This window comes from Aeromonas bivalvium, from assembly GCF_046078285.1.
GTDB lineage: Bacteria > Pseudomonadota > Gammaproteobacteria > Enterobacterales > Aeromonadaceae > Aeromonas > Aeromonas bivalvium.
Genome location: NZ_JBGXBV010000001.1, coordinates 535,591 through 560,234 on the forward strand (window position 1 = coordinate 535,591; position 24,644 = coordinate 560,234).

The following is a 24,644-nucleotide window of genomic DNA, read 5'->3' on the forward strand; positions in this document are numbered from 1 at the left end:
CACGACGCCCGTAAACCAGCCAGATATTGACCATTCGGTCCCGATGACGGCCGCTTATTGTCCCCACCCACCCGGGTGAACTGGCATAGTGGCTCCCTTCGCCATACTATCAAGCCAATCTTCATCACGGAGCACGACATGTATTCCTACGTGGCCAGGCAACCCATACTCGACAGCAGCCTGCAAACTCATGCCTATGAGCTGCTGTTTCGCGATAGCCTGGAGAATGTCTTCCCCTCCATCTCGTCCCGGCAGGCCACCTCCCGCCTGGTGGTCGAACAGTTCTTGCAGCAGAACATCGACCAGTTGCTGGGCGGTCGCCCCTGCTTCATCAACTTTCCCCACGATGTGCTGCTGGAGGGGCTGGCGGAGTGCCTGCCTCCCAAGCAGGTGGTGATCGAGATCCTCGAGGATGCCCTCCCGGACGATGCCCTGCTGGCCAAGGTCCAGGAACTGCACCAGCTCGGCTATCGCCTGGCCCTTGACGATTTCACCATGTCCTCGGCCTGGGAGCGATTCCTGCCCTGGATCCACATCATCAAGTTCGACCTGCGCCTGAGCCCCCTGCCCAAGATAGCCTCCTTCATCCAGCGCCATCGCCACCTGCGCCTCACCTACCTGGCCGAGAAGGTGGAGAGCAAGCAGGAGTTCGAGCAGACCCAGGCCCTGGGCATCAGCCTGTTTCAGGGCTTTTTCTTCAGTCGCCCCGAGATGGTCAAGCGCGCCACCATGCAGCCGGCCCAGATGGTGGTGATCCAGCTGCTCAACGAGGTGAACCAGTCCGAGCCCAACCTGGTGCGCATCGAGCAACTGCTCGGCCAGGATGTCTCCCTCTCCCTCAAGCTGTTGCGCTATGTCAACAACCTCAAGGGGCGCAGCAAGCCCATCTCCTCCTTTCGCCAGGCGGCGATCTACCTGGGCCACACCCAGCTCAGGCGCTTCGTCACCCTGATCGCCACCAGCGGCGCCGGCCAGGGCAAAAGTGCCGAGCTCTACCAGATGTCCCTGATCCGGGCCCGCTTCTGCGAGCTGCTGGCCCTGGCCCATGCCTCCACCGCCCAGAGCCAGCAAGCCTTCATCGTCGGCCTCTTCTCCTTGCTCGATGTCTTGATGGAGCAACCCATGGCGACCCTGCTCGGCAGCGTGCCCATCACGGACGAGATCCGCCGGGCCCTGCTGGCGAAAGAGGGCAAACTCGGCTTCTATCTGACATTTTGTGAGGATTACGAGGCGGCGAACTGGCCCAGGGTGGCGATGCACACCGCCCGCCTGGGCCTGAATGAAGAGAAGGTCAGTCAGCTCTACCTGAGCGCCACCGCCTGGGTGAGCGAGCAGCTCAACGCCATGGATCAGCCCTAGATCAGCTCCAGCGCCAGGGCCGTGGCCTCCCCGCCCCCGATGCACAGGGCCGCCACTCCCCGCTTCAAGCCGTGGGCCCGCAAGGCATGGACCAGGGTCACCAGGATCCGGGCCCCGCTCGCGCCGAGGGGGTGTCCCAATGCACAGGCTCCCCCATGGACGTTGAGCCGCTCCGCCGGAATGGCACACCCCGTCATCGCCAGCATGCTCACCATGGCGAACGCCTCGTTCACCTCATAGAGATCCACCTGGTCGCTGCGCCAGCCCAGGCTCGCCAGCAGACGGTTGATGGCGGCCACCGGGGCCGAGACAAATTCGGCGGGCACGCCGGCATGGCTCACATAGCCCCGGATCCGGGCCAACGGCACCAGGCCTTCGGCCAGGGCCGTCTCTTCACGCATCAGCAGCAGGGCCGCGGCGCCGTCCGAGATGGAGCTGCTGTTGGCCGCCGTGATGGTGCCATCGGGGCGAAAGGCGGGCCTGAGGGTGGGGATCTTCTCCATGCGGGCCTTGCCGGGTTGCTCATCCTCGGCCAGCAGCACCCTGTCGCCCTGGCGCACCTCGGTCAGCTCCGCGGCGAAGCGCCCCTCTCGCTGCGCCCGCAAGGCCCGCTCCAGCGATCCCATGGCAAATGCATCCATCCCGGCCCGGCTGATCTGGGCCCTGTCGGCACTCGCCTGGGCATGGACCCCCATCAGCTGGCCATCGTAGGCATCTTGCAGACCATCGAGAAAGAGGCTGTCCTGGATCTGCTGGTGGCCCATGCGATAGCCGCCCCGCGCCTTGTCCAGCAGATAGGGGGCCCGGCTCATGCTCTCCATTCCCCCCGCCAGTATCATCTCCCCCTGCCCCAGGCGCAGGCTGTCGGCGGCCAGCATCACCGCCTTCATGCCAGAGCCACACACCTTGTTGACCGTGGTGCAAGGCACGCTCACCGGCAAGCCGGCCCCCAGCGCCGCCTGACGCGCCGGCGCCTGTCCCATGCCCGCCGCCAGCACATTGCCCATCAGCACCTCCTGGATCCTGTCCGGGCTTACCCCGACCTCATCGAGGGTGGCGGCCAGGGCGCATGCCCCCAGCTCGGCGGCGCTCAAGGTGGCGAGGGCCCCCTGAAAGGCCCCCATGGGGGTGCGTTTGGCCGCAACTATGACGATATCCATCTCTTTGCCTCTCCTGGTTACATATCGGTAACATAAGGTGCCAGGCCTTGAAGGACAAGCACTTGCGAGCAGGCAACGCTTTGGGTAAGGTGCCAGCCAGGATTGACAGCCAAGATGACAACCAGATGCCCTCCAAGGACGACACCCGCAGCTACAGCATCAGTGAGCTGGCCAAAGAGTTTGACGTGACCACCCGCAGCATCCGTTTCTATGAAGATCAGGGGCTGCTCACCCCCACCCGCCAGGGGCAGACCCGCATCTACAGTCGCCAGGACAGGGTGCGCCTCAAGCTGACCCTGCGCGGCAAACGGCTGGGGTTCAGCCTGGCGGACATTCGCGAGCTATTTGACCTCTATGATGCCGACAAGAGCAGCCGTACCCAGCTGAGCAGCATGCTCTCCCTCATCGAAGAGAAGCGCGAGACCCTGCATCAGCAGCTCGAAGACATAGAGATGGTGCTGCTGGAGCTGGACGCCGCCAAGCAGCGCTGCCAGCAGGCGCTGCACCAGCTGGCGGACGGTCGCACTACCCGGGAAGCGTAATGCCCCCGGAAAAACCATGAATAAAAAGAGGGGCCATATCGGCCCCTCTTGCTTGGCTGGGTGAGCAGGGCGCTATGCCTTGCCCACTCCCCGCTTATTTCTGCCAGCGGGCAGCATCGTAGTCCGGGCTGAACCTGTCCACTATGATGGCGCAGGCCGCATCCCCGGTGATGTTGAGGGCGGTACGGATCATGTCGAACAGACGATCCAGGGCGAACAGCAAAGGCAGCCCCTCGATGGGGATCCCGGCAGCCAGCAGCACGGCCACCACCAGGAAGCTCGGCCCCGGCACCCCGGCCTGGCCGATGGCGCCCAGGGTGGAGGTCAGTATGATGGCGACCCAGGCACCCAGGGAGAGATCAATGTTGAACACCTGGGCGAAGAAGATGGCGACCAGACCGTAATAGATGGCGTTGCCGCTCATGTTGATGGTCGCCCCCAGGGGCAGCACGAAGGCGGCGGTGCTGTTGCTGACTTTCAGCTCCTTCTCGCACACTTCCATGGTGACCGGCAGGGTCGCCATGGAAGAGGCGGTGGAGAAGGCCACGACCTGGGCCTTCTTCATGGCCGACAGGTACTTGAGCACAGGGGTATTGGAGAAGACGGCGATCAGCAGCGGATAGACGATGAAGCCGAACACCAGGATGGCGGCCACGTACACGGCAAACAGATTGAATACCAGGGAGAGGACATCGAAGCCGTAGGTACCGATGGCATCGGCCATCAGGCCAAAGACGCCAAACGGCGCTACCAGCATCACCTTGTTGATCATCCAGACGAAGGCGTCGACCAGGGTGTTGAGGCCATCCACCAGCGGCTTGGCACGGGCGGCCGGCTGCTTGGCCAGGGCGATGCCGAGGAACAGGCAGAACACCAGGATCTGCAGAATGTTCGCCTCGTTGAGGGACTGGAAGACGTTGGTCGGGATCATGCCAAGCAGGGTGGCGATGGCATCGGGCAGTTCACCCTTGTCGGCATACTCGCCGGAGAAGAGGGATTTCATCGAGCTGAGATCGACGCCGGCTCCCGGCTGGAACACCTGCCCCATCACCAGGGCCAGGAAAACGGCCAGGGCGGAGGTACCGAGGAAGAACAGCAGGGTGCTGCCCCCTATCTTGCCCGCCGCCGGGCTGGCACCCAGGTTGGCGGCACCCGAGATGATGGCCACCGCCACCAGGGGGATCACCAGCATCTTGATGAGCTGGATAAACAGACTGCCGAGGGGGGCAAACATGGCGGCTTGCTCGCCCATGAGCACACCGACCAACGCCCCCAGCAGCATGGCAACCACGACCTGGAAGCCAATGTTCTTAATGAGTCCTTTAGTTAACACAAAATGTTCCTTTCGCGAATAAATGTCACACTTTCCCAGTGCAATTAGCCAGACAGGGGAATGAACGCCTGCTCATTCCCCTGCCGGGCGGATTTATCTCATATTTATCTGCTGTTTTGAATCGCTAATTCATGACGCAGATATATTGATAAGTTTGCAATAAAGTTAAGATTCAAAAGAAACACGCCTAAAAAACACCATTTTGCTATGCACATAGACTGAATTCTGTGCTAGCTTGACCCGGTAACCGCATAAACAGGGATAGAAAGATGCTGAAAGTAAACGAGTATTTTGACGGAAATGTAAAATCCATCGGCTTTGATCAAAATGGTGAGCAATCCACGGTGGGAGTCATGGCCGCGGGGGATTACCTGTTCAACACCGGCGCCCCCGAGCGCATGACGGTGATCAAGGGCAACCTGACCATACAGCTGGCCGGATCCAGCGACTGGCAAAGCTATGATCAGGGGCAATCCTTCGAGGTGCCCGGCAACTCCTCCTTCTCCCTCAAGGTGAGCAGCCCCAGCGCCTATCTGTGCGAATTCCTCGGCTGAGCCGGCGCACCAGCACCCTGATATCGCGAGGGGCCATGGCCCCTCCTGTCATGACAAGCTCCCTGCCCCTTCTCTTTGCCCCCTTCCTTGGTTAAGCTGTCAGGCCGATACAAGGATTCAAACGAACGTCATGAGCATCCAGATCCGTTCCATCTCGCCACAGGATTGGCCCCAGATCATGGCCATTCAGGCCGAGTGCTATCACCAGCTGACCCCCGAGCCCCTCAGTGTCATGAGCAACAAGGCCGAGCTGGCCCCAGACTGCTGCTGGGTTGCTGAGTACCAGGGTCGGGTGCGCGGCTACCTGCTCTGCCACCCCTGGCGCGCCAACCAGCCGCCGTCACTCTCCGTCACCATGACAGCGCTGGCCGGGGCACAGGAGTTCTATCTGCACGATCTCGCCGTCTCGGCCGAGGTGCGCGGCATGGGGGTGGGCCAGCGGCTGCTCGCCACCGCCCTCACCTTTGCCAGCAACAAGGGGTACCAGCATGCCGGGCTGGTGGCGGTGCAGGATGCCCCGACCTTCTGGCGCAAGCAGGGCTTTGTCCCCTCTGCCACCGCAAAATCCCTGGCGGAGTATGGGGAAGGCGCCGTCTACATGCGCCTGTCCCTGACCGAGCCGGCCTGATCCCGCCCCGGTACCGGGAGTCATCAGCAGAGCCCAATAAAAAAGGCGCCTTTCGGCGCCTTTTTCTATGTCAATCCGGTGAGCATCAAGCCTTGAACTTGCTGAACACCAGGGAGGCGTTGGTACCGCCAAAGCCGAAGCTGTTGGACATGACGGTATTGAGATCGGCGGCTTCGCACTCGCGTACGATGGGCAGGCCCACGGCCTTCTCGTCCAGGTTCTCGATGTTGATGCTGGGGGCGATGAAGCCGTGTTCCATCATCAGCAGGGAGTAGACGGCCTCGTGCACGCCGGCAGCGCCCAGAGCATGACCCGTCATGGCCTTGGTGGCGGAGAGCTTGGGTGCCTTGCTGCCGAACAGGGTCTGGATCGCCTCCAGCTCCTTGGTATCACCGACCGGGGTGGAGGTGCCATGGGTGTTGATGTAGTCCACGGAGCCGACACCCTGCATCGCCATCTTCATGCAACGCACCGCGCCTTCACCGCTCGGGGCGACCATGTCGTAGCCATCGGAGGTGGCACCGTAACCTGTGATCTCGGCGTAGATGTGGGCGCCGCGGGCCAGGGCATGTTCCAGCTCCTCGACCACCAGGATGCCGCCGCCACCTGATATGACGAAGCCGTCGCGATCCGCATCATAGGTGCGGGAGGCTTTTTCCGGGTTGTCGTTGTACTTGGTGGAGAGTGCGCCCATGGCATCGAACTGGATGGTGGAAGACCAGTCCAGCTCCTCGCCGCCGCCGGCGAAGACGATGTCCTGTTTGCCCAGCTGGATCAGTTCCAGGGCGTGACCGATGCAGTGGGCAGAGGTGGCACAGGCGGAGCTGATGGTGTAGTTGACACCCTTGATCTTGAACGGGGTGGCCAGGCAGGCGGAGGTGGTGGAGGACATGGTGCGCGGCACCATGTAGGGACCCACGCGCTTGACCCCTTTCTCGCGGGCGATGTCCGCAGACTCGGAGGTGTTCTTGCCGGAGGCGCCGCCGGAGCCGACCACGATGCCGGTACGCTCGTTGGAGACCTGATCTTCGGGCAGGCCGGCGTCGGCGATGGCCTGCTCCATGGAGAGATAGGCGTAGGCCGCGGCGTCACCCATGAAGCGCATGACCTTGCGGTCGATCAGTTCGGACGGATCGAGTTTGATGTTACCCCAGACACGGCTGCGCAGGTTGTATTGTTCAAACTGCTCGGAATAGGTGATGCCGGATTTACCTGCTTTCAGGGAGGCCAGCACTTCTTCCTTGTTGTTGCCGATACTGGAGATGACGCCGATACCGGTGATCACTGCTCTTCTCATTAATTCATCTCGTCTGGAAAAACTGGCGCCAAGTCTACCCGCTTTCGGCTGCCAAACTGGTCTGCTTTCACGTAGAATGCCCGCGATTTGGTGACGCGAGCAGAGGAAAACGTGAGTCAAACATCCTTACATCATGCCCGATTGGACTGGAATGAAGCGGGAACTCCGGTTTCCAGCGACTTCGGGGATGTCTACTTTTCCAATGATAACGGTCTAAGTGAAAGCCGCTACGTCTTTTTGCTGCAAAATGGGCTACCGGCACGATTCTGCCACCACGACAGTGACAGTTTTGTGGTGGGTGAAACAGGTTTTGGCACCGGCCTTAACTTTCTCGCCACAATGGCTGCGTTTCTGGAACATGCCCCCCAACACGGCAACGGTTCCCGCCTGCACTTCATCAGCGTCGAAAAATTCCCCCTCACCCAGGCCGACCTTGGCAAGGCCCTGGCGGCCTGGCCCGAGCTGGCCCCCTTGAGCGCCGAGCTCATCGCCCAGTGGCCGCTGGCGGTCGCCGGCTGCCATCGGCTGCTGTTCGCCGCGGGCCGGGTGCGGCTCGATCTCTGGCTCGGCGACATCGAAGATGCCTTGCCCCAGTGGCCCTGCCCCGCCGAGGGCCTGGTCGACGCCTGGTATCTGGATGGCTTCTCCCCCGCCAAGAACCCCGAGATGTGGACCCAGGGGCTGTTTGACCATCTGGCCCGTCTCGCCCGCCCCAGCGCCAGCGTCGCCACCTTTACCTGTGCCGGCTTCGTGCGCCGGGGCCTCATCGCCGCCGGTTTCAGCATGGCCAAGGTGAAAGGCCACGGCAGCAAGCGGGAGATGCTGGCGGGCCATCGCCAGGACAAGCAGGCGGATGCCAGCCTGGCCCCCGCCTATCCACGCCCGGCGGGGCGTCCCGGCGAAGTGCTCATCATAGGCGGGGGCATCGCCTCGGCCATGACGGCCCTCTCCCTGGTGGAGCGGGGCCGCCAGGTTCGGCTGCTGTGCGAGGAGGGCGAGCCTGCCTGCGGCGCCTCTGGCAATCGCCAGGGGGCCCTCTATCCCCTGCTCAATGGCGAGCACGATGCCCTGTCGCGTTTCTATTCCCTCGCCTTCGGCTTTGCCCGTCAGCGGCTGCTGCACCTGGCCAAGCGACACCCCGTCGCCTTCGACTTGTGCGGCGTCACCCAGCTCGGCTACGACCACAAATCGGCCCAAAAACTGGAGAAGATGGCCCTGGGCCCCTTCCCCCCCGCGTTGATGCACCCACTCTCTGCCTCGGACGTTGAGCAGGTGGTCGGCCTGCCCTGCGGCCATGGTGGCGTCAGCTACCCCCTGGGGGGCTGGCTCTGCCCGGCGGATCTCACCCGCGCCGCCTTCGACGAGGCCCAGGCCAGCGGCCTGCTGCAGCTTGAGTACCACGCGCCGGTGAGCACCATCAGCGAGCTGGCGGACGGCTGGCGGGTGGAGAGCCAGGATGGCCGCCACTGGCAGGCCCCCAACCTGGTGGTGGCCGCCGGGCATCAGTTGCCCGCGCTGTTGCCCTTCGCCGAACTGCCGCTCTATCCGGTGCGCGGCCAGGTGAGCCATGTCCCCACCACGGCTAGCCTAAGCCAGCTGAAAACCGTGATCTGCTACGATGGCTACCTCACCCCGGCTCACGACGGCGCGCACTGCATCGGTGCCAGCTATGGCCGCAATCAGAGCAGCCTCGCATTCAATGCCGAGGAGCAGGCCCAGAACCGGGCACGGCTGCAAGCCTGCCTGCAGGAGCAGTCCTGGCCTGCCGAGGTGGATGTGAGCGGCGACCAGGCCCGCGTCGGCGTGCGCTGCGCCAGCCGGGACCATCTGCCCGTGGTGGGGCCCATCGTCCGGCTCGACGCCCTGCGCGCGCTGGATCAGCAGCCCCTCAAGGCGCGTCCGGCGCAGCCCCTGGCCACCTATCCCGGCCTCTTTGTGTTGGGGGCCCTGGGCTCCAGGGGGCTCTGCTCGGCGCCCCTGTGCGGCGAGCTGCTCGCCAGCGAGATAGTGGGCGATCCCCTGCCCCTGGCCTGGGATCTGCTGGCTGCCCTGCATCCCGCCCGCTACTGGGTGCGCAAATGGCTCAAGGGCAAGCCGGTCAGCTGAGCCGCGAGAGGCCAGGGCCTATAACGAGACGCCGCCAGTGGCTTGCCCCTGGCGGCGTCTTGCATTCATTGCCTCGCGTCGGCCGACGGAGGACCCTGCTCAAGGGGAGAGCGGCCAGCTCAGCCCCAGTTTGCGGCCATGATCCGTCTGCTCGGCGAGGCGGGCGAAGCGGGATTTGGCTTGCGCCAGCAGGGCACGCCCCTGCAGATCCCCCTGATGGCGCAAGGCGGCGCAGTCATTGCTTGGGGGAAGCTGGGCGAGCTTGTAGCCGATGGCGCTGGCGGTCTCCTGCACTATGTCCTTGTGGCGGCTCTCATAGTCGAGCATGGCGCCGAGCATGATGTTCCAGTTCTGCTGCTCCGCCACGCTCGCCCCTGACTTGTTGACCCACTCGGGCACCATCACCTTGATCCGGGTCCTGACCCTGACCTCCTTGAGGTCGCAGCGCCCCGCCAGGGGATAGGCCAGCATGGTCCAGTCGAGCCGGTAGCTGGCCATGCCGAGCCCCTGCTGACCGACGCTCCCCTTGGGACCGAGCCGCGCAGCCTGGGCCAGGGCGGCCTGCATGCTGGTCCCCTTCACCTTGTAGAACTGGAAGTCGACCCGGATATCCGGCTCTATCTTGACCCCGACGTAATGGGTCGGAGCGGCGCCGACCGCGGCGGCCCACAGCAGACTCACTCCCCAACCCAGGTTACCCAACTTGCCCATGGTGCTCTACGCCGCCTTATCGTTGTCATCTGACCGGTGAATGTCATGAATAATCAATATATTAATTAACTGACGCCCTGCGCAAGTCTCATCATGATACCCGGCGCGCATCTGCGCAAGTCGCCATGGCCCGGCGCGCAACCAGCATGGTCAGGGTCGGGGGGCCAGGGGCCTGCTTCTGGCCAGTCAGTCCCGCGCCTTCGCCTCGCCACCCCATGATTTGCTGACCTTAATCAAATCAACAGACCAATTTGCTGGTTACATTAGCATCCATCGCATAAATGGCTGCCGCAGCGCGAGCCAGCCCCACCGACTCTCCCTTGACCCACAGGATCCTGAATATGGTTGAACTCACGATTGGCACCCTGGTTACCCTCATAGTGGGTCGCTGCATCTTCAAGGGCTATTCGGCCACCGGCATACTGCTCAGCGGCGGCCTGCTGCTGCTGGCCATCACGGCGCTGCTCGGCAAGCCGGTGCTGCCAGAGAGCGTCCCCACCACGGGCAACGTGGTGACCGACATCTTCGAATACGTGCGCTTCCTGCTCAACAGCCGGGGCGGCGGTCTGGGCATGCTGATCATGGTGCTGTGCGGATTCGCCGGCTACATGAGTCACATCGGCGCCAACACCATGCTGGTCAAGCTCGCCAGCAAGCCCCTTGGCGTCATCAAGTCTCCCTACGTGCTGCTGGTGGCCGCCTATCTGGTAGCCTGCGCCATGTCGCTGGCGGTGAGCTCGGCCACGGGCCTCGGGGTCTTGCTGATGGCGACCCTGTTCCCCCTCATGGTCAACATGGGGATCTCCCGCGGCGCCGCGGCGGCGGTGTGCGCCTCCCCGGCCGCCATCATCCTCTCTCCCACCTCCGGGGACGTGGTGATGGCCGCCCAGGCCGCCAACATGGAGCTCATCGACTTTGCCTTCAAGCTGACCCTGCCCATCTCCCTGACCGCCATCGCCGCCATGGCCGTCACCCACTTCTTCTGGCAGCGTTATCTGGACAAGCGCTCCGGCGAGGTGAACGAGCGGGTCGCGGCAGGGGATCTCATCACCACTGCCCCCGCCTATTACGCCATACTGCCGTTTACCCCTATCATCGGGGTGCTGATCTTCGACGGCAAGCTGGGCCCCCAGCTCGATATCGTCACCATCATCGTCATGTGCCTGACCCTGAGTGCCCTGCTGGAGCTGGCCCGTCATCGGGATGGCAAGGGGCTGCTCGACGGTCTGCAGGTGTGCTGGCGCAACATGGCCGACGCCTTCGCCGGCGTGGTCATGCTGCTGGTAGGCGCCGGCGTGTTCGCCCAGGGGCTGATGACCATCGGCTTCATCGATACCCTGCTCGCCCACGCCCAGGATCTTGGCAGCGGCGGCGCCATCATGATGCTCTCCCTGGTGGTGATCACCACCCTGGCCGCCTTCACCACGGGTTCGGGCAATGCCCCCTTCTATGCCTTCGTGGAGCTGATCCCCAACCTGGCCAGCTCCCTGGGCATCAACCCCGCCTATCTGGTGATCCCCATGTTGCAGGCCTCGAATCTCGGCCGCACCATCTCCCCGGTCTCCGGGGTGGTGGTTGCCTGTTCCGGCATGGCCAACCTCTCGCCGTTCGAGGTGGTCAAGCGCACCTCGCTGCCGGTGGCCGTCGGCCTGGCCGTGGTGTTGATCGCCACCCAGATCATGGTTCCCGCCTGACGCACCTCCCCCGGCCTGGCCATGGGCCGGGCTGGTATCCCCGCCCGAACCTGAGGTAGACTCTTCGCCTTCTTTCCCCTAAAGGAGGACCGATATGAGTACGACGGTTCAACTTGCCCATTTCAGTGACTGTCACTCCCATTTCGATGGTGCCCAGGTGCGTTTTTCCCCCCCCGGCGAGACCCAATGGCTCTGCCAGAGCGGTGGTTATGCCCGCCTGATGACCCGTGTCCGTCAGCTCAGGGCCGAGGCGGCCGCGGCCGGCACCCCTTTCCTGCTGCTCCATGGGGGCGACACCTTCCAGGGCTCCCTCTACTTCAACCGTTTCAAGGGGCGCGCCAACGCGGATCTGCTGCGCCTGCTGGCCCCCGATGCCATGGTGCTCGGCAACCATGAGTTCGATCTGGGCAACGGCCCCCTGGTGGAGTTTCTGCGCCAGATTGATTTTCCCGTGCTCGCCGCCAACCTGGACAGCAGCCAGGAGCCCGTCGATACCCCCCTGCCCCTGCGGGGCCTGCCCGGGCTCCATGATGCCAGCCAGCCCTGGCTGGTGCGCACGCTGGGGAACGTGCGCTTTGCCCTGCTCGGCATCACACTGCCCCAGATGGCGGACATCGCCAACCCGGACGAGCACACCCGTTTTCATGGCGTGAGCCAGACCCTGACCCGCCAGCTGGACCAGATCCGCGCCGCCGGCATCCGCCACATCATACTGCTCAGCCACCTGGGGCTGGAGCAGGACAAGCTGCTGGCCGAGCGCTTCCCCGAGCTCAGCCTCATCATCGGCGGCCACACCCACAGCCTGCTCGGCGACCTTTCCCCCCTGGGGCTGCAAAGCGAAGGGAGCTATCCCCTGATGGTCAATCGGGTCGCCATTCTCCACGCGGGTCACAGCGCCCAGAGCCTGGGGGTGTGCGAGCTCGACTTCGATGAACAGGGCCGGGTCAGTCAGGGCCGGGGCCGCATCGAGTGGTTCCCCTGGCAACCCTGGCCCTATGCCAGCCCCGCCCCCGCCAACCTCCATTTCTGCGCGCCGGATCCCCTCATCGAGGATCACATGGCGCGCCGTTATCGCCCCGCCCTCGAGGAGATGGCCGCCAGGACGGTGACCCGGCTGCCCGAGCCGCTGCTGCACCAGCGGATCCCGGACGCCAGGTTGCCCCACGGCAGCCAGGTGGCGCCCCTGGTCGCAGCCGCCATGCTGGCCGGGGCCCGCGAGCAGGTGGGGCGGGTCGATTTCGCCCTGCACAATGGCGGCGGCGTGCGCTGCTCCCTCGAGCCCGGCCCCCTCACCGAGGCGGACATCGCCGGGCAGCTGCTCCCCTTCGCCATTCCCCTCACCCTCTATCGGGTGCATGGTCATGAGCTGGCAGAGGCCCTGGAAGGCGCCATCGACAACGCCACCGACAACGGGGTGACAGGCAATGGCAGCGGCAGCTTCCCCTACACCGCCGGGGTGCGCTTTCACTATCTGGCCGAACTTCCCAAGGGGCAGCGCATCCGCCAGCTGGAGTGGGAAGCCAGCCCGGGTCACTGGCAGCCGGTGGAGAAGGAGGGGGTCTATCGCGGCGTCTCCAGCGCCTATACCGCCTCCGGCAAGGAGGGATACACCGCCCTCACCCGCACCCTGACCCAGCACAACCAGGAGCTCGGCATCACCCTGGCCGATGCCTTCATCCGCTGGGCGCGCCAGCACCCGACCCTGCCGGCCCCCGCGCCCCTGATCCACTACCGGCCTCATCCCGGAGCTTGAATCGGCAAGCCTGGGGATGGCCGCCCCGTCGGGGGAGCGGCACTGCTTCGCGACAGGGGCGATAAGTGGCTGTTTTCAGTCCGGGAATAGCCCTGTGAGGGGCGCAGGGCGGGAATATTTGCATCCCGCCCTGCGCCCCCATTGCATCAAAGGCCCAGGCTCGGCAAGATAGGCCCGCTTTCGCATGCTCAGGCACAGGATCAGGCTTCATGAATCACTCCATCCGTTTCTCCTCTTCGCGCAACAATCCGCCGCTGCGTCCCCTTGCCATCCTGTTGACCGGCCTCATCGCCTGCCTGTTTTGCCTGCGCAATCCGCTCTTCTACGGCATGGCTCCCGGCTTCGATGCCTCCCTGTTCGCCGTCATGGGCAAGATGTGGTACGAGGGGGGGGTGCTCTATCGCGACATGATCGACATCAAGGGCCCCATGATTTTCGCCCTCGATGCCCTGGGTTACTGGCTGGACGGTTTTCGCGGCATCTGGCTGCTGGAGCTGCTGCTGTGCTGGCTCGGCCTGCTGGCGAGCTGGCAGGCCTTCAATCAGCTCGCCCTCTCCTTTCGCGCCCGCCTCGGCGCCATGCTGGCGGTGCTGGCCCTGTACGGCACCCGTTACTACTACGGCAACATGACGGAGGACTGGACGTTTCATCTGGCCCTGATCGCCCAGTGGGCCTTCATCACCCTGTTGCTGGACAAGGAGTTTCGCTGGTGGCCGGCCCTGGTGGCCGGGCTCGGCTTCGCCATCGTCGCCTGGATGCGCACCAACAACGGCGCCCTCTGGGGGGCCTGGTATCTGGTGCTCTTCTGCCAGTGGTGCCTGCGCGAGCAGTGGCGCGATGCCCTGCTGCTGCTGCTCTCCAGCCTGCTGGGTCTGGCCCTGATTGGCGGCCCCCTCTATGGCTATTTCCAGCACCATGGGCTGCTGGCCGAATTCAAGTACTACGCCTTCGACATCTTCTTCGAGGGGAGCTATGGCAATGGCTTCTCCGTCTATGTGGGGGCGGTCGGCCTGCTGCGCACCGGCCTCGTCATGCTGCTCCCCCCTTTCATCCTCCTGATGCTGAGCCGACGCCAGGAGTGGTATCTGCCCGCCCTGATCGCCACCCTGCTGGGGGTGCTGTTCACCCTGATTGCCAACTCGGTGTCGGGCCATGTGTTCGATCACTATGATGTGCTCTACCTGCCGCTGGGGCTGCTGCCGCTGACCTGCCTGCTCGATCGCAGCGAGCGCCAGAGCGATCTCATGGGCCTGTTTTGCATCTCCCTGGTAGTGCTCACCGCCAGCTGGCTGCTGGCCCAGCAGCTGATCTTTGGCTGGAGCAACAAGGAGTGGAGCCTGGAGCGGGTAAGCGAGGTGCTGGGGACCAGCCTGCTGTGGGCCTTGCCCGTGCTGATCCTGCTGCCCCTGTGGCGGGCCTGGGATGTGCGATCCGCCACCCCCTGGCTCGCCACCTTGGCCATGCTGGCCCTGATGATCAACAACGCCTGGGATGGCACCCAGAAGGGACGCCCTTTCAATGCCGCCGCCCAGGTGCGCGTCGATCGCATCCTGGCCGAGACCACCCCGAGCGACAGGATCTGGGTCGATGCCATCCAGCCCCAATATTATCTGTGGACCGATCGCCAGCCCGCCTCGGCCTATCTGTTCTTCGCCAACGTCAATCCCCCCTATGATGTGCGCGAGCGGGTGCTGCAGGATCTGCAGCGCCAGCCCCCCAAGTTCATCATCGCCAAGGCGGAGAAGGTCGCCCTGGGACGCCAGCCGTCCACCCCCCCCTCCACCCAGGCCTTCTACCGCTACCTGGAGACCCACTATCGGGAGGTCGAGCCCGGTCTCTACCGCCGGCAGTGATCCCGCCGTGGCCGCGAGCCCCGGCAAGACCCGGATATAAATCAGGCCCCTCATTGGCTACAATGAGGGGCCTCTTCGTTTCATCCCTTTTCATCCGGCAGGAGTCCCATGACGGCATTGACCTATCTCGGCGGCTATCCCGAGCCCCTCAAGGCCCAGGTGTTGCAGCTGATCGCCCACGGCAAACTCGGTGAATTTCTCGCCAAACGCTACCCGGACAGCCACCTCATTCAGAGCGACAAGGCCCTGCTCGCCTACACCCAGGAGCTCAAGAGCCGCTACCTCAAGAGCTCGGCCCCCCTCTCCAAGGTGATCTTCGATGGCAAGATCAACGTGATCAAGGATGCCCTTGGCCTGCACACCTATGTCAGCCGGGTGCAGGGCAACAAGCTCAAGGCCAAGAACGAGATCCGCATCGCCGCCCTGTTCAAGGCCGCTCCCCCGGCGTTTCTCAGGATGATAGTGGTCCATGAGCTGGCCCATATCCGGGAGAAGGAGCATAACAAGGCCTTCTATCAGCTCTGCCAGCACATGGAGCCGGATTACCACCAGCTGGAGTTCGATCTGCGGCTCTGGCTCACCTGGCGAGACCTGGAGAAGAGCGCGGGGTGAGGCTGCTCGCCTGTCTGCTGCTCCTGCCCGCCATGGCCGCCCAGGCCCGGGCGCACTGGCAGGAGGATGCCTATCTGATGGAAAGCTTCCAGCGAGTGGCCCTCGGGCGGGAATACAGGGATGCCGGGCCGGTCCGTTTCAACCGCTGGCGCGACCCCGTCAGGATCCACCTCGTCAACGAGGTGGGGGACAAGCCGCTGCAGGCCGAGGTGGTGCAGATCCAGGCGGCCCACCTGACCCGGATCACCGGCCACCCGGTCACCCTGGCCAAGGGCGCGGCGGGGGCCAACCTCACCCTGGTGATGACCCGCCGTGCCAAGGTGGCGCAATGGGCCGAGCGATTGATGGGCAAGAGCCCGAGTGTGAGCGCCGCCCTGGCCGATGGACTCTGCCTGGCCAACTTTGGCACAGACAAGGAGGGGGTCATTCGCCGGGCCAGCATCATCATCCCGGTGGACGCCAGCCGGGACAAGGGCCGCTTTCTCGATTGCGTGGTGGAGGAGCTGACCCAGGTGATGGGGCTGCCCAACGACTCGGATGCCGTCTTTCCCTCCGTGTTCAATGATCGCAGCACGGACAGCTTCCTGACCGGGCTCGACTACCTGCTGCTCAAGATGGCCTACCACCCGGCCCTGCATCCGGGCATGAGCCAGGCCGAGGTGGCCGCCGCCCTGCCCAGTGTGCTGCGGGATCTCAAGGCCGATGGCGAGATCCGCGCCGCCAGTCGCCGGGTCCAGACCCTCAGCCTCAAATCCTGGGCCGGGCTCTGAGCCGGCGAGATGACGCAAGGGCAAGCGGGCCCACCTCCCCTGACTCTGCGTGGGGGCATGGCCGCCCAAGGGGATGTTGGCGCCCATGCTGGCGCAGCCAACCCTTGTCAGGCGACGCTCGACTCCGGCATCCAGCTCTCGGCGTTCTCCCACACCTCCTGCACCAGCTCCTCCAGCAGCTCTTTTTCCTCCTTGCTGGCCCGGGTGATGTTCAGGGCCATGTTGCTGCCCCCCGCCACCCGTACCTGGATATCGGGGAAACGGCGACCCAGCTGCTTGAGCAGCTCCTGCTCCAGGGCCGCCATGATGTCGGGGGAGACCTGTTTTTTCCTGTCGATGATGATTTCCAGACGCATACGCACCTCCGCTGTTGATACTGTAATTTTATACAGTATTTTTATTCCCTGTAAAGGGGGCGAGCGGAAAAGTCAGCGCAGGGGCTGGACGCTGTTGCACAACCACTCATGGACCCTGTGTACCCCGGCTCGCTGACTGTCGGGGCGCATCAAGAGGGCATATTCGTGATCCGTGCTGAGCACGGGGGCGAAAGGGGCCACCAGCACGCCGCTCTCCAGCTCTTCGGCCACTATGGTGGGATCCCCGAGGGAGATGCCAAACCCCTGCAAGGCGGCATTCATCGCAAGATCCAGGGTATCGAACAGCTGGCCCCCCCTGGGGAGCCAAGGGGTTTCGACGAAGGCGGCGAACCAGTTGCGCCAGTCCCGACGATCCGCACTGGCATGGAGCAGCGGCAGCGTCAGCAGATCCGTGATGGGGCGCTCGAACAGTGCGTGTCTGGCGGCGAAGGCGGGGGCGCAGATGGGGGTGAGGCGCTCGCGAAACAGGGGCTGACTGTGGGGGGCTCGCCCCTGGCAGGGCTGGTAGACGATGGCGAGATCGAAGGGCTCCCGGGAAAAATCGATGCCGTGGCTGTGGCTGCCGCGCACCTCAACCGCCTCTCCCTCGCACGCCTGCAGCTGGCGCAGCAGCCAGCGGCTGGCGCAGGAGGGCACCTTGATGCTGATGGCCTGCTGCTGGGGCAGGGCTTGCAGGGCACTGAGCCCCTCCCCCATGCGGGCCAGTCCTTCGCTGACATAGGGCAACAGCTGCTCGGCGGCCGGGGTCAGGGCGAGGCAGCGGGTACCGCGCAAGAAGAGGGGGTGACCGAGGCGCGCCTCCAGCTGGGCGATCTGCTTGCTCACCGCGCCCGGGCTCACGCACAGCTCATCGGCCGCCAGGGTGAAGCTCAGGTGGCGGGCGGCGCACTCGAATACCTGCAGGCCGTACAGGGGCAATTGACTGCGAGGGGGGGACCATATCATGCAAGCCTCCATGCTTGAGATAAACTCACGCATACCATGCCGAATAATCCGTTGTCCGGCAAGGGTGCGAGGACTAAAAAGGGACATCATTCACACACATAGGTGATGGCCCCATGTCCTCTCCCCGCATCGTCAGCAAACTGCCCCAGGTGGGCACCACCATCTTCAGCGTGATCGGGGATCTGGCCGCCCGCCATCCCAGCATCAACCTCTCCCAGGGGGCGCCGAGCTTCCCCTGCGATCCCGAGCTCATCCGGGTGACCCACGAGGCCATGCTGGCGGGGGAGAACCAGTATGCCCCCATGACGGGGCTGCCCGCCCTGCGCGAGCAGCTGGCGGCCAAGATAGCGACCAGCTACGGCCATCACTATGACGCGGGCGAGGAGGTCACCATCACCGCCAGCGCCAGCGAAGCCCTGTTCTGCGCCATCACCGCCCTGGTTCACCCCGGCGACGAGGTGATCATGTTCGAGCCGGCGTTCGACAGCTACCGCCCCATGATCCAGCTGCAGGGAGCCACTCCTGTGGTGATCGCCCTCAAGGCGCCGGATTTTGCCATCCCCTGGGAGGAGGTGGCCGCACGCATCACCCCCCGCACCCGCATGATAGTGCTCAACACCCCCCACAACCCCACCGGCACCGTCTGGCAGGCAGGGGATCAGGAGCGCCTCGCCCGCCTGGTGCGCGGCACCGACATCCTGATCCTCTCGGACGAGGTGTACGAACACGTGGTGTTCGACGGCGCTCTGCACCAGAGCGTCATCCGCTATCCGGAGCTGGTGGAGCGCTCCGTCGCCGTCTTCTCCTTCGGCAAGACCTTCCACGTCACCGGCTGGCGGGTGGGCTACTGCGTGGCGCCCCGCCCCCTGATGGAGGAGATCCGCAAGGTGCACCAGTTCGCCATGTTCGCCGCCGACACCCCCATGCAGTACGGCTTCGCCCACCTGTTGCAGCAACCGGCCCACTATCAGGGGCTGGCGGCCTTCTACCAGCGCAAGCGCGACCTGCTGACCTCGGCCCTGGCGGATTCGCGCCTCACCCTGCTCCCCTCGGCGGGCAGCTTCTTCATGCTGGCGAGCTACGAGCGCATCAGCGACGAGCCGGACAGCCTGTTCGTGCAGCGGCTCATTCGCGATCACGGGGTCGCCACCATTCCGGTCTCCGCCTTCTATCACGACGGCACGGATCAGCGGGTCATCCGCCTCTCCTTCTCCAAGGATGACGACACCCTGCTGGCGGGCGCCGAGCGCCTGTGCGGCGTCTAGGAGGCACCATGGATTCACTGCGCGTTGCCGTCCTGCAGATGGTCTCCGGGGATGACCTCGACCACAACCTGGCCCAGGCCGAAGCCCTGCTGCGTCAAGCGGCGGCCGAGGGGGCCGAGCTGGCCCTGCTGCCCGAATACTTCTACCTGATGCCGGAAAATGAGCGGGCGCGAGTGGCCCTGGCCGCTCCCGTGAACAGTCACCCCCTGCTGGCCTGGGCCCGGAAGCTGGCCCGTGAGCTCGGAGTCTGGCTGCTGGCCGGCACACTGCCCCTTGAGAGCGACGAACCCGGCAAGATGCACAACAGCAGCCTGCTCATCGACCCCAACGGGGAGCTGGCGAGCCGCTACGACAAGCTGCACCTGTTTGGCTTTTGCACCGGACAGGAGCAGTATGACGAGGCCGCGACCATGAGCCCGGGCCAGGAGGTGGTGAGCCATCCCCTGCCCTGGGGCATGCTGCGCGTCGGGATCTGCTACGACCTGCGCTTCCCCGAGCTGTTTCGACTCGATCCAGCCCCCGACTTCATCGCCCTGCCCGCGGCCTTCACCCACACCACGGGGCTCGCGCACTGGGAGCTGCTGCTGCGGGCACGGGCGGTGGAGAACCTGGCCTTCGTGTTCGCCAGTGCCCAGGGGGGAGAGCACCCCGGCGGGCGGCGCACCTTCGGCCACAGCATGATCATCGATCCCTGGGGCCGGGTGCTGGCCCAGGTAGAGGAGGGTCAGGGTCTGGCCATCGCCACCCTGGATCTGGCGGCCCAGCGCACGGTGCGCAGCCAGCTGCCCGCCCTCACCCATCGCAAGATAGCCGTCGGCCCTTGAGGCCGGCACCCTTTAGCACGCTAGGAATGACACCACAACTCAAGGGACTGACCATGAAACTCAACACACTGATGATGCTGATGGCCCTGGCCACCGCCGGCCAGGCCGCCGCCAAACCCCTGGTGATCGCCACCGATGCCACCTATCCCCCGTTCGAGATGATCGACAGCAGCGGCAAGCTCGGCGGCTTCGAGGTCGATCTCGCCTATGCCCTGTGCGCGGCCATGAAGGCTGAGTGCGAGGTGATCAACCAGCCCTGGGATGCCCTGCTGCCCGGTTTGCAGGTGCGCAAGTACGACGCCATCATGTCCTCCATGAACATCACCGACGAGCGACGCCAGAAGGTCGCCTTCAGCCAGGTCTACTACATGATGCAGAACCGCTTCGTGGGGCGCAGCGACAAGGCGGGCGACTTTGCCGACACCCCTGAGCACTTCAAGGGCAAGGTGATCGCGGTGCAGGAGGGCACCCCCCAGGACAACTTCGTCACCGCCCGCTACGGTGAGGTGGCCAAGATCAAGCGCTACGTCAATGCCCAGTCCCCCATGCTGGATCTGCAGTCCAGCCGCGCCGACTACACCTTCGGCAACATGGTGCAGTTGAAGGTGGGCTTCCTCGACAAGGAGATGGGCAAGCAGTTCGCCTTCGTCGGTCCCCAGTTCAACGGCACCCAGGACAAGATCCTGGGAGAAGGGGTGGCGGTGGCCCTGCGCAAGAACGATGACAAGCTCAAGAGCCGGTTCGATGCCGCCATCGAGAGCGTCAAAGCCGATGGCACCTTCGACACCCTGCTCAAGAAATACCAGCTCGAAGACCTGCTCTGAGTCGGGACGGAGCAGCCATCATAGAAGAGGGGGCGATCGGATCGCCCCCTCTTCATGTATACCAGAACAGGTTACCCCTGGCGCGCCTTGAAACGCGGGTTGCTCTTGCAGATGACGAACAGCTTGCCGCGCCGACGCACCAGCTGACAGTCTGGATGGCGTGTCTTGGCGGATTTGAGAGAGGCGAGTACCTTCATGCCACCCCCTGCTTGCCGAGAAACGCGCCGAAACGCTGACCAAAGCGGGCCACCTGACCTTCACTGCCTACCTGCTTCTGCTTGCCGGTATAGAAGGGATGAGAGGCACTGGAAACATCCAGGGTCAGATAGGGGTACTCCTTGCCGTCCTGCTCCCACACCTGGGTGCGATCCGTCTTGAGGGTGGATCCCACCAGGAAATAGGTATTGGCCGTCACATCGTGGAACAGCACCTGACGGTAATCGGGATGGAGATCGGGTTTCATTATGGCCTCTAATGTTATGTTATAACTAAACTTAGGTTATCCCAATCAAGAACCATTATCAATAGCAGAACCGAAGTGGCGACAAGGCTACCTGCATGGGCCCTGCTCGCCCACGGATACGCGCACCAGATGGGCAACGCGTCGGCGTGAGGATTCGGCATGGCGAGAACAGTGGACATGGTGGGCAAGCAGTCAAGCGGAGGGCACCACAGGGGCAACGGATGCAAAAAGGCCCGTCATGGACGGGCCTTTTCGTGCCGGAGACTCCGGCTTGTCATCAGACATGGTGCGGAAGGAGAGACTCGAACTCTCACGCCTGGGCGCCAGAACCTAAATCTGGTGCGTCTACCAATTTCGCCACTTCCGCAAAGAGGTTCACTGCTCGCCACCGGCCAGCGGACCAGGCAAACAGAAAGAGATAATGGGGTGGCTGATGGGGCTCGAACCCACGACAACCGGAATCACAATCCGGGACTCTACCAACTGAGCTACAGCCACCACTGAAAAACACGAGTACCATGCTTGGCAAAGCAAGATGGCGCGCCCTGCAGGATTCGAACCTGCGACCCACGGCTTAGAAGGCCGTTGCTCTATCCAACTGAGCTAAGGGCGCATTTATCCAAGGATTTCATATCCACCGGGCTTGCCCTAGTGCCATGAAATGCATCGGTAAAATGGTCGGTGATAAAGGATTCGAACCTTTGACCCTCTGGTCCCAAACCAGATGCGCTACCGGGCTGCGCTAATCACCGAAATACATGTGCAAGGTTGCCAACAGCTTATCCGCGATAGGGCGGATGGGCAACGGGCGGGCATCATACCCAAGCGCCAAAGCCAGCGTCAACGAATTTTTCCGCCAATAAATTCAAGTGCCTACTTCTTGCCCGCCCGTGTCACGCCGCTAACACCCTGGCTAAAAAAATGCGACAATACGCACAGTTGAACCCATGGTGAGTGAAGAACGATGTCTGCCAAAATCATTGACGGAAAACAGGTTGCGCAAACGATTCGCAGCCAGGTGGCGAAAGAAGTCCAGCAGCGACTGGCCGCAGGAGAGCGTGCCCCCGGGCTCGCGGTGATCCTGGTGGGCGCGGATCCCGCGTCCCAGGTCTATGTCGGCAGCAAGCGCCGCGCCTGTGAGGAGGTGGGATTTGTCTCCCGCTCCTATGATCTCAGCGCCGAGGCGAGCCAGGCGGAGTTGCTGGCCCTGATCGACCAGCTGAACCAGGATGGGGACGTCGACGGCATTCTGGTACAACTGCCCCTGCCCGCCCACTTCGACACCACCCAGGTGCTGGAGCGGATCCGTCCCGACAAGGACGTCGATGGCTTCCACCCCTACAACGTCGGCCGTCTGGCCCAGCGTATCCCGGCCCTGCGTCCCTGCACTCCCAAGGGGATCATGACCCTGATCGAGGCCACCGGCGTCAAGACCCACGGCCTGCACGCCGTCGTGGTCGGCGCCTCCAACATCGTCGGTCGTCCCATGACCCTGGAGCTGCTGCTGGCCGGCTGCACCACCACCACCTGTCACCGCTTTACCCAGGATCTGGAAGCCCAGGTGCGCCGTGCCGATCTGCTGGTGGTCGCGGTGGGCAAGCCCAACTTCATCCCGGGCGAGTGGGTCAAGCCTGGCGCCCTGGTGATCGATGTCGGCATCAACCGCCTCGCCGATGGCTCCCTGGTGGGGGATGTGGAGTTCGAAACCGCCCGCAGCCATGCCGCCTTCATCACCCCGGTGCCGGGTGGCGTCGGCCCCATGACGGTCGCCAGCCTGATGGAAAATACCCTGATCGCCTGTCGCGATTACCACGGCTGATCCCGTCTGCCGCCATCAACCCACAAGGCAGGCTCAGGCCTGCCTTCTCGTTCTATCTCCTCCCCCTTTCCATGTTCGCCCCACAGCACCGCTCATCCCGGCCGTGACTGACGCCCACGCCCTCCCTGACCAAAATAGTCCTGCAACGCCGTCAACACCCGACGTACTTTCTGGGAAACCTCTCGCTCCGGGGTGATGGCATGGATAGCCATGGGGGCCATCCGGTAGGCGGGCAGCACCTCCTGCAAGCGCCCCAGGGCCAGATCCTCGCTCACCTCCGCCTCCGGCAGCAGGGCTATCCCCTGCCCTGCCAGGGCAAACTGGCGCAGGGGCAGCACATTGTTGCAGATGACCCGCCCCACGAGCGTCAGCCCGTGGGGCTCTCCCTTCTCGTCCCTCAGCCACAGGGCGCCATCAAGGGAGTCGGTCAGCAGCCAGTCATTGTCCGGCAATTCGGCCAGCTGCCTGGGTATCCCTCGCCTGGCCAGATAGGCGGGAGAGGCGCACAGCAGCATGGAGACCTCCCCGAGCCGGCGCGCCACCAGGCTGGAGTCAGCCAGGGTGCCGACCCGCAGCGCCACATCGATCCGCTCCTTGAGCAGATCCCGCTTGCCGTCATCGGCGATGATGGCGAAATGCAGCCCGGGGTGGGCCGAGAGCAAGGGGGCGAGCGCCTGGGCCAGCGGCAGCCCCGCCATGCCCACCGGCGCCGTGATCCGCACCTCCCCCACCAGGCTGTCGCGCAACTCACCGAGGCGCAGATCGATCTGATCCAGGGTCTGGCGCAATGTTTGGCACCCCTGCCAGACCAGCTCCCCCGCCTCGGTCAGGCTGAGGCGACGGGTAGAGCGATGCAGCAGGGTCAGGCCGAGCAGCTCTTCCAGCTGGCCGATATGTTGACTGACGGCGGAAGGGGTCATGCCAAGGGCCTTGGCGGCCCCCGTCATGGTGCCCGCCTCCACCACGGCGGCGAAGATGGCGTAACGCCTGAGCGGTTCCATTATTAAATCCAGCTTACAAGTGAATGTATTTTATGATGGATTATTAAATCACATCCGGGGGCGTAGGATGGCCCCATTCCCACAGTGAAGGAGAAGTCCCCATGAAAATAGCCCTGATCGGTGCCAGCGGTTTCGTCGGATCCGCCATCCTGAGCGAGGCCATCGGCCGTGGCCATCACGTCACCGCCATCGTCCGCGACGTCAGCAAGCTGGCCCCTCACCCGCAGGTCATCGCCGTCGCCGTGGATGCGCAGGATCCCCAGGCCCTGGCCGCCGTGCTCAAGGGGCACGACCGGGTGATCAGCGCCTACAACCCTGGCTGGAGTGCGCCGGACATCTACGACCAGTACCTCAAAGGGGCAAAAGCCATAGTCGCGGCGGCCGTGACCGCCCACAGCTGGTTGCTGGTGGTCGGTGGTGCCGGCAGTCTGGAAATCGCCCCCGGCGTGCAGCTGGTGGATACCCCGGACTTTCCGGCCGAATGGAAGCAGGGCGCCCTGGCGGCCCGCGACGGTCTGACGGCCCTTCGCCGTGAAACCGGCCTGGACTGGCGATTCGTCTCTCCTCCCGTGTTTCTGGAGCCCGGCGAGAAACGCGGCGGTTATCGTCTCGGTGGGGATCAGGTGCTGTTCCATGGCGACAAGCCCGCCGGGATCCGGGTCGGCGATCTGGCGGACGGGATACTCGCCGAGGTGGAACACCCGACCCACCTGCGCCAGCGTTTCACCCTGGGTTACTGATCCCCCCACAGCAA

General features: G+C 64.1%; 24 protein-coding genes and 4 tRNA genes. 15 read left to right on the top strand and 13 right to left on the bottom strand.

The annotated features are described in order from the left end of the window. The first annotated feature begins 138 nt into the window (after positions 1–138). Entirely contained in the window at positions 139–1,359 is a 1,221-nt protein-coding gene (locus tag ACEUCR_RS02365; protein ID WP_041994054.1) for an EAL and HDOD domain-containing protein, read from the top strand. On the opposite strand, the gene ACEUCR_RS02370 is transcribed toward ACEUCR_RS02365, so the two are convergent. Beyond that, the gene (locus ACEUCR_RS02370) at positions 1,356–2,519 is read right to left on the bottom strand and encodes a thiolase family protein (RefSeq protein ID WP_392442656.1); all 1,164 of its coding nucleotides are present in this window, start codon (positions 2,517–2,519) and stop codon (positions 1,356–1,358) included. The two genes, ACEUCR_RS02365 and ACEUCR_RS02370, sit on opposite strands and share 4 nt — an antisense overlap. A gap of 125 nt (positions 2,520–2,644) precedes the next feature. Between ACEUCR_RS02370 and ACEUCR_RS02375 the strand changes: the two genes are divergently transcribed. Then, positions 2,645–3,061: a MerR family transcriptional regulator gene (locus tag ACEUCR_RS02375; RefSeq protein WP_041994060.1), complete on the top strand. Its 417-nt coding sequence runs from the start codon at positions 2,645–2,647 to the stop codon at positions 3,059–3,061. A gap of 94 nt (positions 3,062–3,155) precedes the next feature. Here the strand turns inward: ACEUCR_RS02375 and ACEUCR_RS02380 are convergent, their stop codons facing one another. Continuing rightward, a complete protein-coding gene (locus tag ACEUCR_RS02380; RefSeq protein WP_041994063.1) occupies positions 3,156–4,394 on the bottom strand; it encodes a dicarboxylate/amino acid:cation symporter in 1,239 nt (412 codons plus the stop codon). 269 nt (positions 4,395–4,663) lie between these two features. Between ACEUCR_RS02380 and ppnP the strand changes: the two genes are divergently transcribed. Then, positions 4,664–4,948: a pyrimidine/purine nucleoside phosphorylase gene (gene ppnP, locus ACEUCR_RS02385; RefSeq protein WP_408772833.1), complete on the top strand. Its 285-nt coding sequence runs from the start codon at positions 4,664–4,666 to the stop codon at positions 4,946–4,948. Positions 4,949–5,078: 130 nt separating this feature from the next. After that, positions 5,079–5,576 (top strand): GNAT family N-acetyltransferase, encoded by a 498-nt coding sequence (locus ACEUCR_RS02390; RefSeq protein ID WP_392442651.1) that lies wholly within the window; start codon positions 5,079–5,081, stop codon positions 5,574–5,576. A gap of 85 nt (positions 5,577–5,661) precedes the next feature. Here ACEUCR_RS02390 and fabB read toward each other — a convergent pair whose 3' ends face one another. Then, the gene (gene fabB / locus ACEUCR_RS02395; protein WP_111875183.1) at positions 5,662–6,873 is read right to left on the bottom strand and encodes a beta-ketoacyl-ACP synthase I; all 1,212 of its coding nucleotides are present in this window, start codon (positions 6,871–6,873) and stop codon (positions 5,662–5,664) included. A 90-nt stretch (positions 6,874–6,963) separates the two neighbouring features. On the opposite strand from fabB, the gene mnmC reads away from it, so the two are divergent. Continuing rightward, entirely contained in the window at positions 6,964–8,979 is a 2,016-nt protein-coding gene (gene mnmC, locus ACEUCR_RS02400; RefSeq protein WP_408787832.1) for a bifunctional tRNA (5-methylaminomethyl-2-thiouridine)(34)-methyltransferase MnmD/FAD-dependent 5-carboxymethylaminomethyl-2-thiouridine(34) oxidoreductase MnmC, read from the top strand. 99 nt (positions 8,980–9,078) lie between these two features. Here the strand turns inward: mnmC and ACEUCR_RS02405 are convergent, their stop codons facing one another. Beyond that, positions 9,079–9,690 (bottom strand): DUF922 domain-containing protein, encoded by a 612-nt coding sequence (locus ACEUCR_RS02405; RefSeq protein WP_041994079.1) that lies wholly within the window; start codon positions 9,688–9,690, stop codon positions 9,079–9,081. 341 nt (positions 9,691–10,031) lie between these two features. Between ACEUCR_RS02405 and dcuC the strand changes: the two genes are divergently transcribed. From dcuC to ACEUCR_RS02430, 5 genes are all read left to right on the top strand, one after another. Further along, positions 10,032–11,384, top strand: a complete 1,353-nt coding sequence (gene dcuC, locus ACEUCR_RS02410; RefSeq protein WP_111874626.1) for an anaerobic C4-dicarboxylate transporter DcuC — start codon at positions 10,032–10,034, stop codon at positions 11,382–11,384. A 94-nt stretch (positions 11,385–11,478) separates the two neighbouring features. Next, the gene (locus ACEUCR_RS02415; RefSeq protein WP_408787833.1) at positions 11,479–13,137 is read left to right on the top strand and encodes a bifunctional metallophosphatase/5'-nucleotidase; all 1,659 of its coding nucleotides are present in this window, start codon (positions 11,479–11,481) and stop codon (positions 13,135–13,137) included. A 209-nt stretch (positions 13,138–13,346) separates the two neighbouring features. Continuing rightward, on the top strand, positions 13,347–14,990 hold the full coding sequence (locus tag ACEUCR_RS02420) for a hypothetical protein (RefSeq protein ID WP_408787836.1): 1,644 nt from the start codon (positions 13,347–13,349) through the stop codon (positions 14,988–14,990). A 108-nt stretch (positions 14,991–15,098) separates the two neighbouring features. Beyond that, positions 15,099–15,602, top strand: a complete 504-nt coding sequence (locus ACEUCR_RS02425; RefSeq protein ID WP_041994086.1) for a M48 family metallopeptidase — start codon at positions 15,099–15,101, stop codon at positions 15,600–15,602. A 32-nt stretch (positions 15,603–15,634) separates the two neighbouring features. After that, on the top strand, positions 15,635–16,372 hold the full coding sequence (locus tag ACEUCR_RS02430) for a DUF2927 domain-containing protein (RefSeq protein ID WP_408789023.1): 738 nt from the start codon (positions 15,635–15,637) through the stop codon (positions 16,370–16,372). Positions 16,373–16,479: 107 nt separating this feature from the next. Here the strand turns inward: ACEUCR_RS02430 and ACEUCR_RS02435 are convergent, their stop codons facing one another. Further along, positions 16,480–16,728, bottom strand: a complete 249-nt coding sequence (locus ACEUCR_RS02435; protein ID WP_111874629.1) for a DinI-like family protein — start codon at positions 16,726–16,728, stop codon at positions 16,480–16,482. Positions 16,729–16,800: 72 nt separating this feature from the next. Further along, positions 16,801–17,694, bottom strand: a complete 894-nt coding sequence (locus tag ACEUCR_RS02440) for a LysR family transcriptional regulator (RefSeq protein WP_041994090.1) — start codon at positions 17,692–17,694, stop codon at positions 16,801–16,803. Positions 17,695–17,807: 113 nt separating this feature from the next. On the opposite strand from ACEUCR_RS02440, the gene ACEUCR_RS02445 reads away from it, so the two are divergent. The 3 genes from ACEUCR_RS02445 to ACEUCR_RS02455 are packed head-to-tail and all read left to right on the top strand — an operon-like array spanning position 17,808 to position 20,607. Continuing rightward, entirely contained in the window at positions 17,808–18,959 is a 1,152-nt protein-coding gene (locus ACEUCR_RS02445; protein ID WP_319913785.1) for a methionine aminotransferase, read from the top strand. 8 nt (positions 18,960–18,967) lie between these two features. Then, positions 18,968–19,783, top strand: coding sequence for a carbon-nitrogen hydrolase family protein (locus ACEUCR_RS02450; protein ID WP_408787839.1), 816 nt, complete (start codon positions 18,968–18,970; stop codon positions 19,781–19,783). Positions 19,784–19,836: 53 nt separating this feature from the next. Then, positions 19,837–20,607, top strand: coding sequence for an ABC transporter substrate-binding protein (locus ACEUCR_RS02455; protein ID WP_408772851.1), 771 nt, complete (start codon positions 19,837–19,839; stop codon positions 20,605–20,607). Positions 20,608–20,678: 71 nt separating this feature from the next. Here the strand turns inward: ACEUCR_RS02455 and ykgO are convergent, their stop codons facing one another. The 6 genes from ykgO to ACEUCR_RS02485 form a co-directional block, all read right to left on the bottom strand. After that, positions 20,679–20,804, bottom strand: coding sequence for a type B 50S ribosomal protein L36 (gene ykgO / locus ACEUCR_RS02460; protein WP_005909330.1), 126 nt, complete (start codon positions 20,802–20,804; stop codon positions 20,679–20,681). Further along, positions 20,801–21,070, bottom strand: a complete 270-nt coding sequence (locus ACEUCR_RS02465; protein WP_111874632.1) for a type B 50S ribosomal protein L31 — start codon at positions 21,068–21,070, stop codon at positions 20,801–20,803. Before ACEUCR_RS02465 ends, ykgO begins: the two co-directional genes overlap by 4 nt. 284 nt (positions 21,071–21,354) lie before the next feature. Then, positions 21,355–21,437: transfer RNA gene (locus tag ACEUCR_RS02470), tRNA-Leu, on the bottom strand. 55 nt (positions 21,438–21,492) lie between these two features. Further along, positions 21,493–21,568: transfer RNA gene (locus ACEUCR_RS02475), tRNA-His, on the bottom strand. A 38-nt stretch (positions 21,569–21,606) separates the two neighbouring features. After that, positions 21,607–21,683: transfer RNA gene (locus ACEUCR_RS02480), tRNA-Arg, on the bottom strand. Between the two features lie 62 nt (positions 21,684–21,745). Beyond that, positions 21,746–21,822, bottom strand: a tRNA-Pro gene (locus tag ACEUCR_RS02485). Between the two features lie 212 nt (positions 21,823–22,034). Between ACEUCR_RS02485 and folD the strand changes: the two genes are divergently transcribed. Further along, on the top strand, positions 22,035–22,889 hold the full coding sequence (gene folD / locus ACEUCR_RS02490; protein ID WP_041994102.1) for a bifunctional methylenetetrahydrofolate dehydrogenase/methenyltetrahydrofolate cyclohydrolase FolD: 855 nt from the start codon (positions 22,035–22,037) through the stop codon (positions 22,887–22,889). A 92-nt stretch (positions 22,890–22,981) separates the two neighbouring features. Here folD and ACEUCR_RS02495 read toward each other — a convergent pair whose 3' ends face one another. Continuing rightward, the gene (locus ACEUCR_RS02495; protein ID WP_408787842.1) at positions 22,982–23,890 is read right to left on the bottom strand and encodes a LysR family transcriptional regulator; all 909 of its coding nucleotides are present in this window, start codon (positions 23,888–23,890) and stop codon (positions 22,982–22,984) included. Between the two features lie 101 nt (positions 23,891–23,991). Here ACEUCR_RS02495 and ACEUCR_RS02500 point away from each other — a divergent pair, with 101 nt between their 5' ends. Further along, entirely contained in the window at positions 23,992–24,630 is a 639-nt protein-coding gene (locus ACEUCR_RS02500) for an NAD(P)-dependent oxidoreductase (protein ID WP_408787844.1), read from the top strand. The last annotated feature ends 14 nt before the right edge of the window (positions 24,631–24,644 follow it).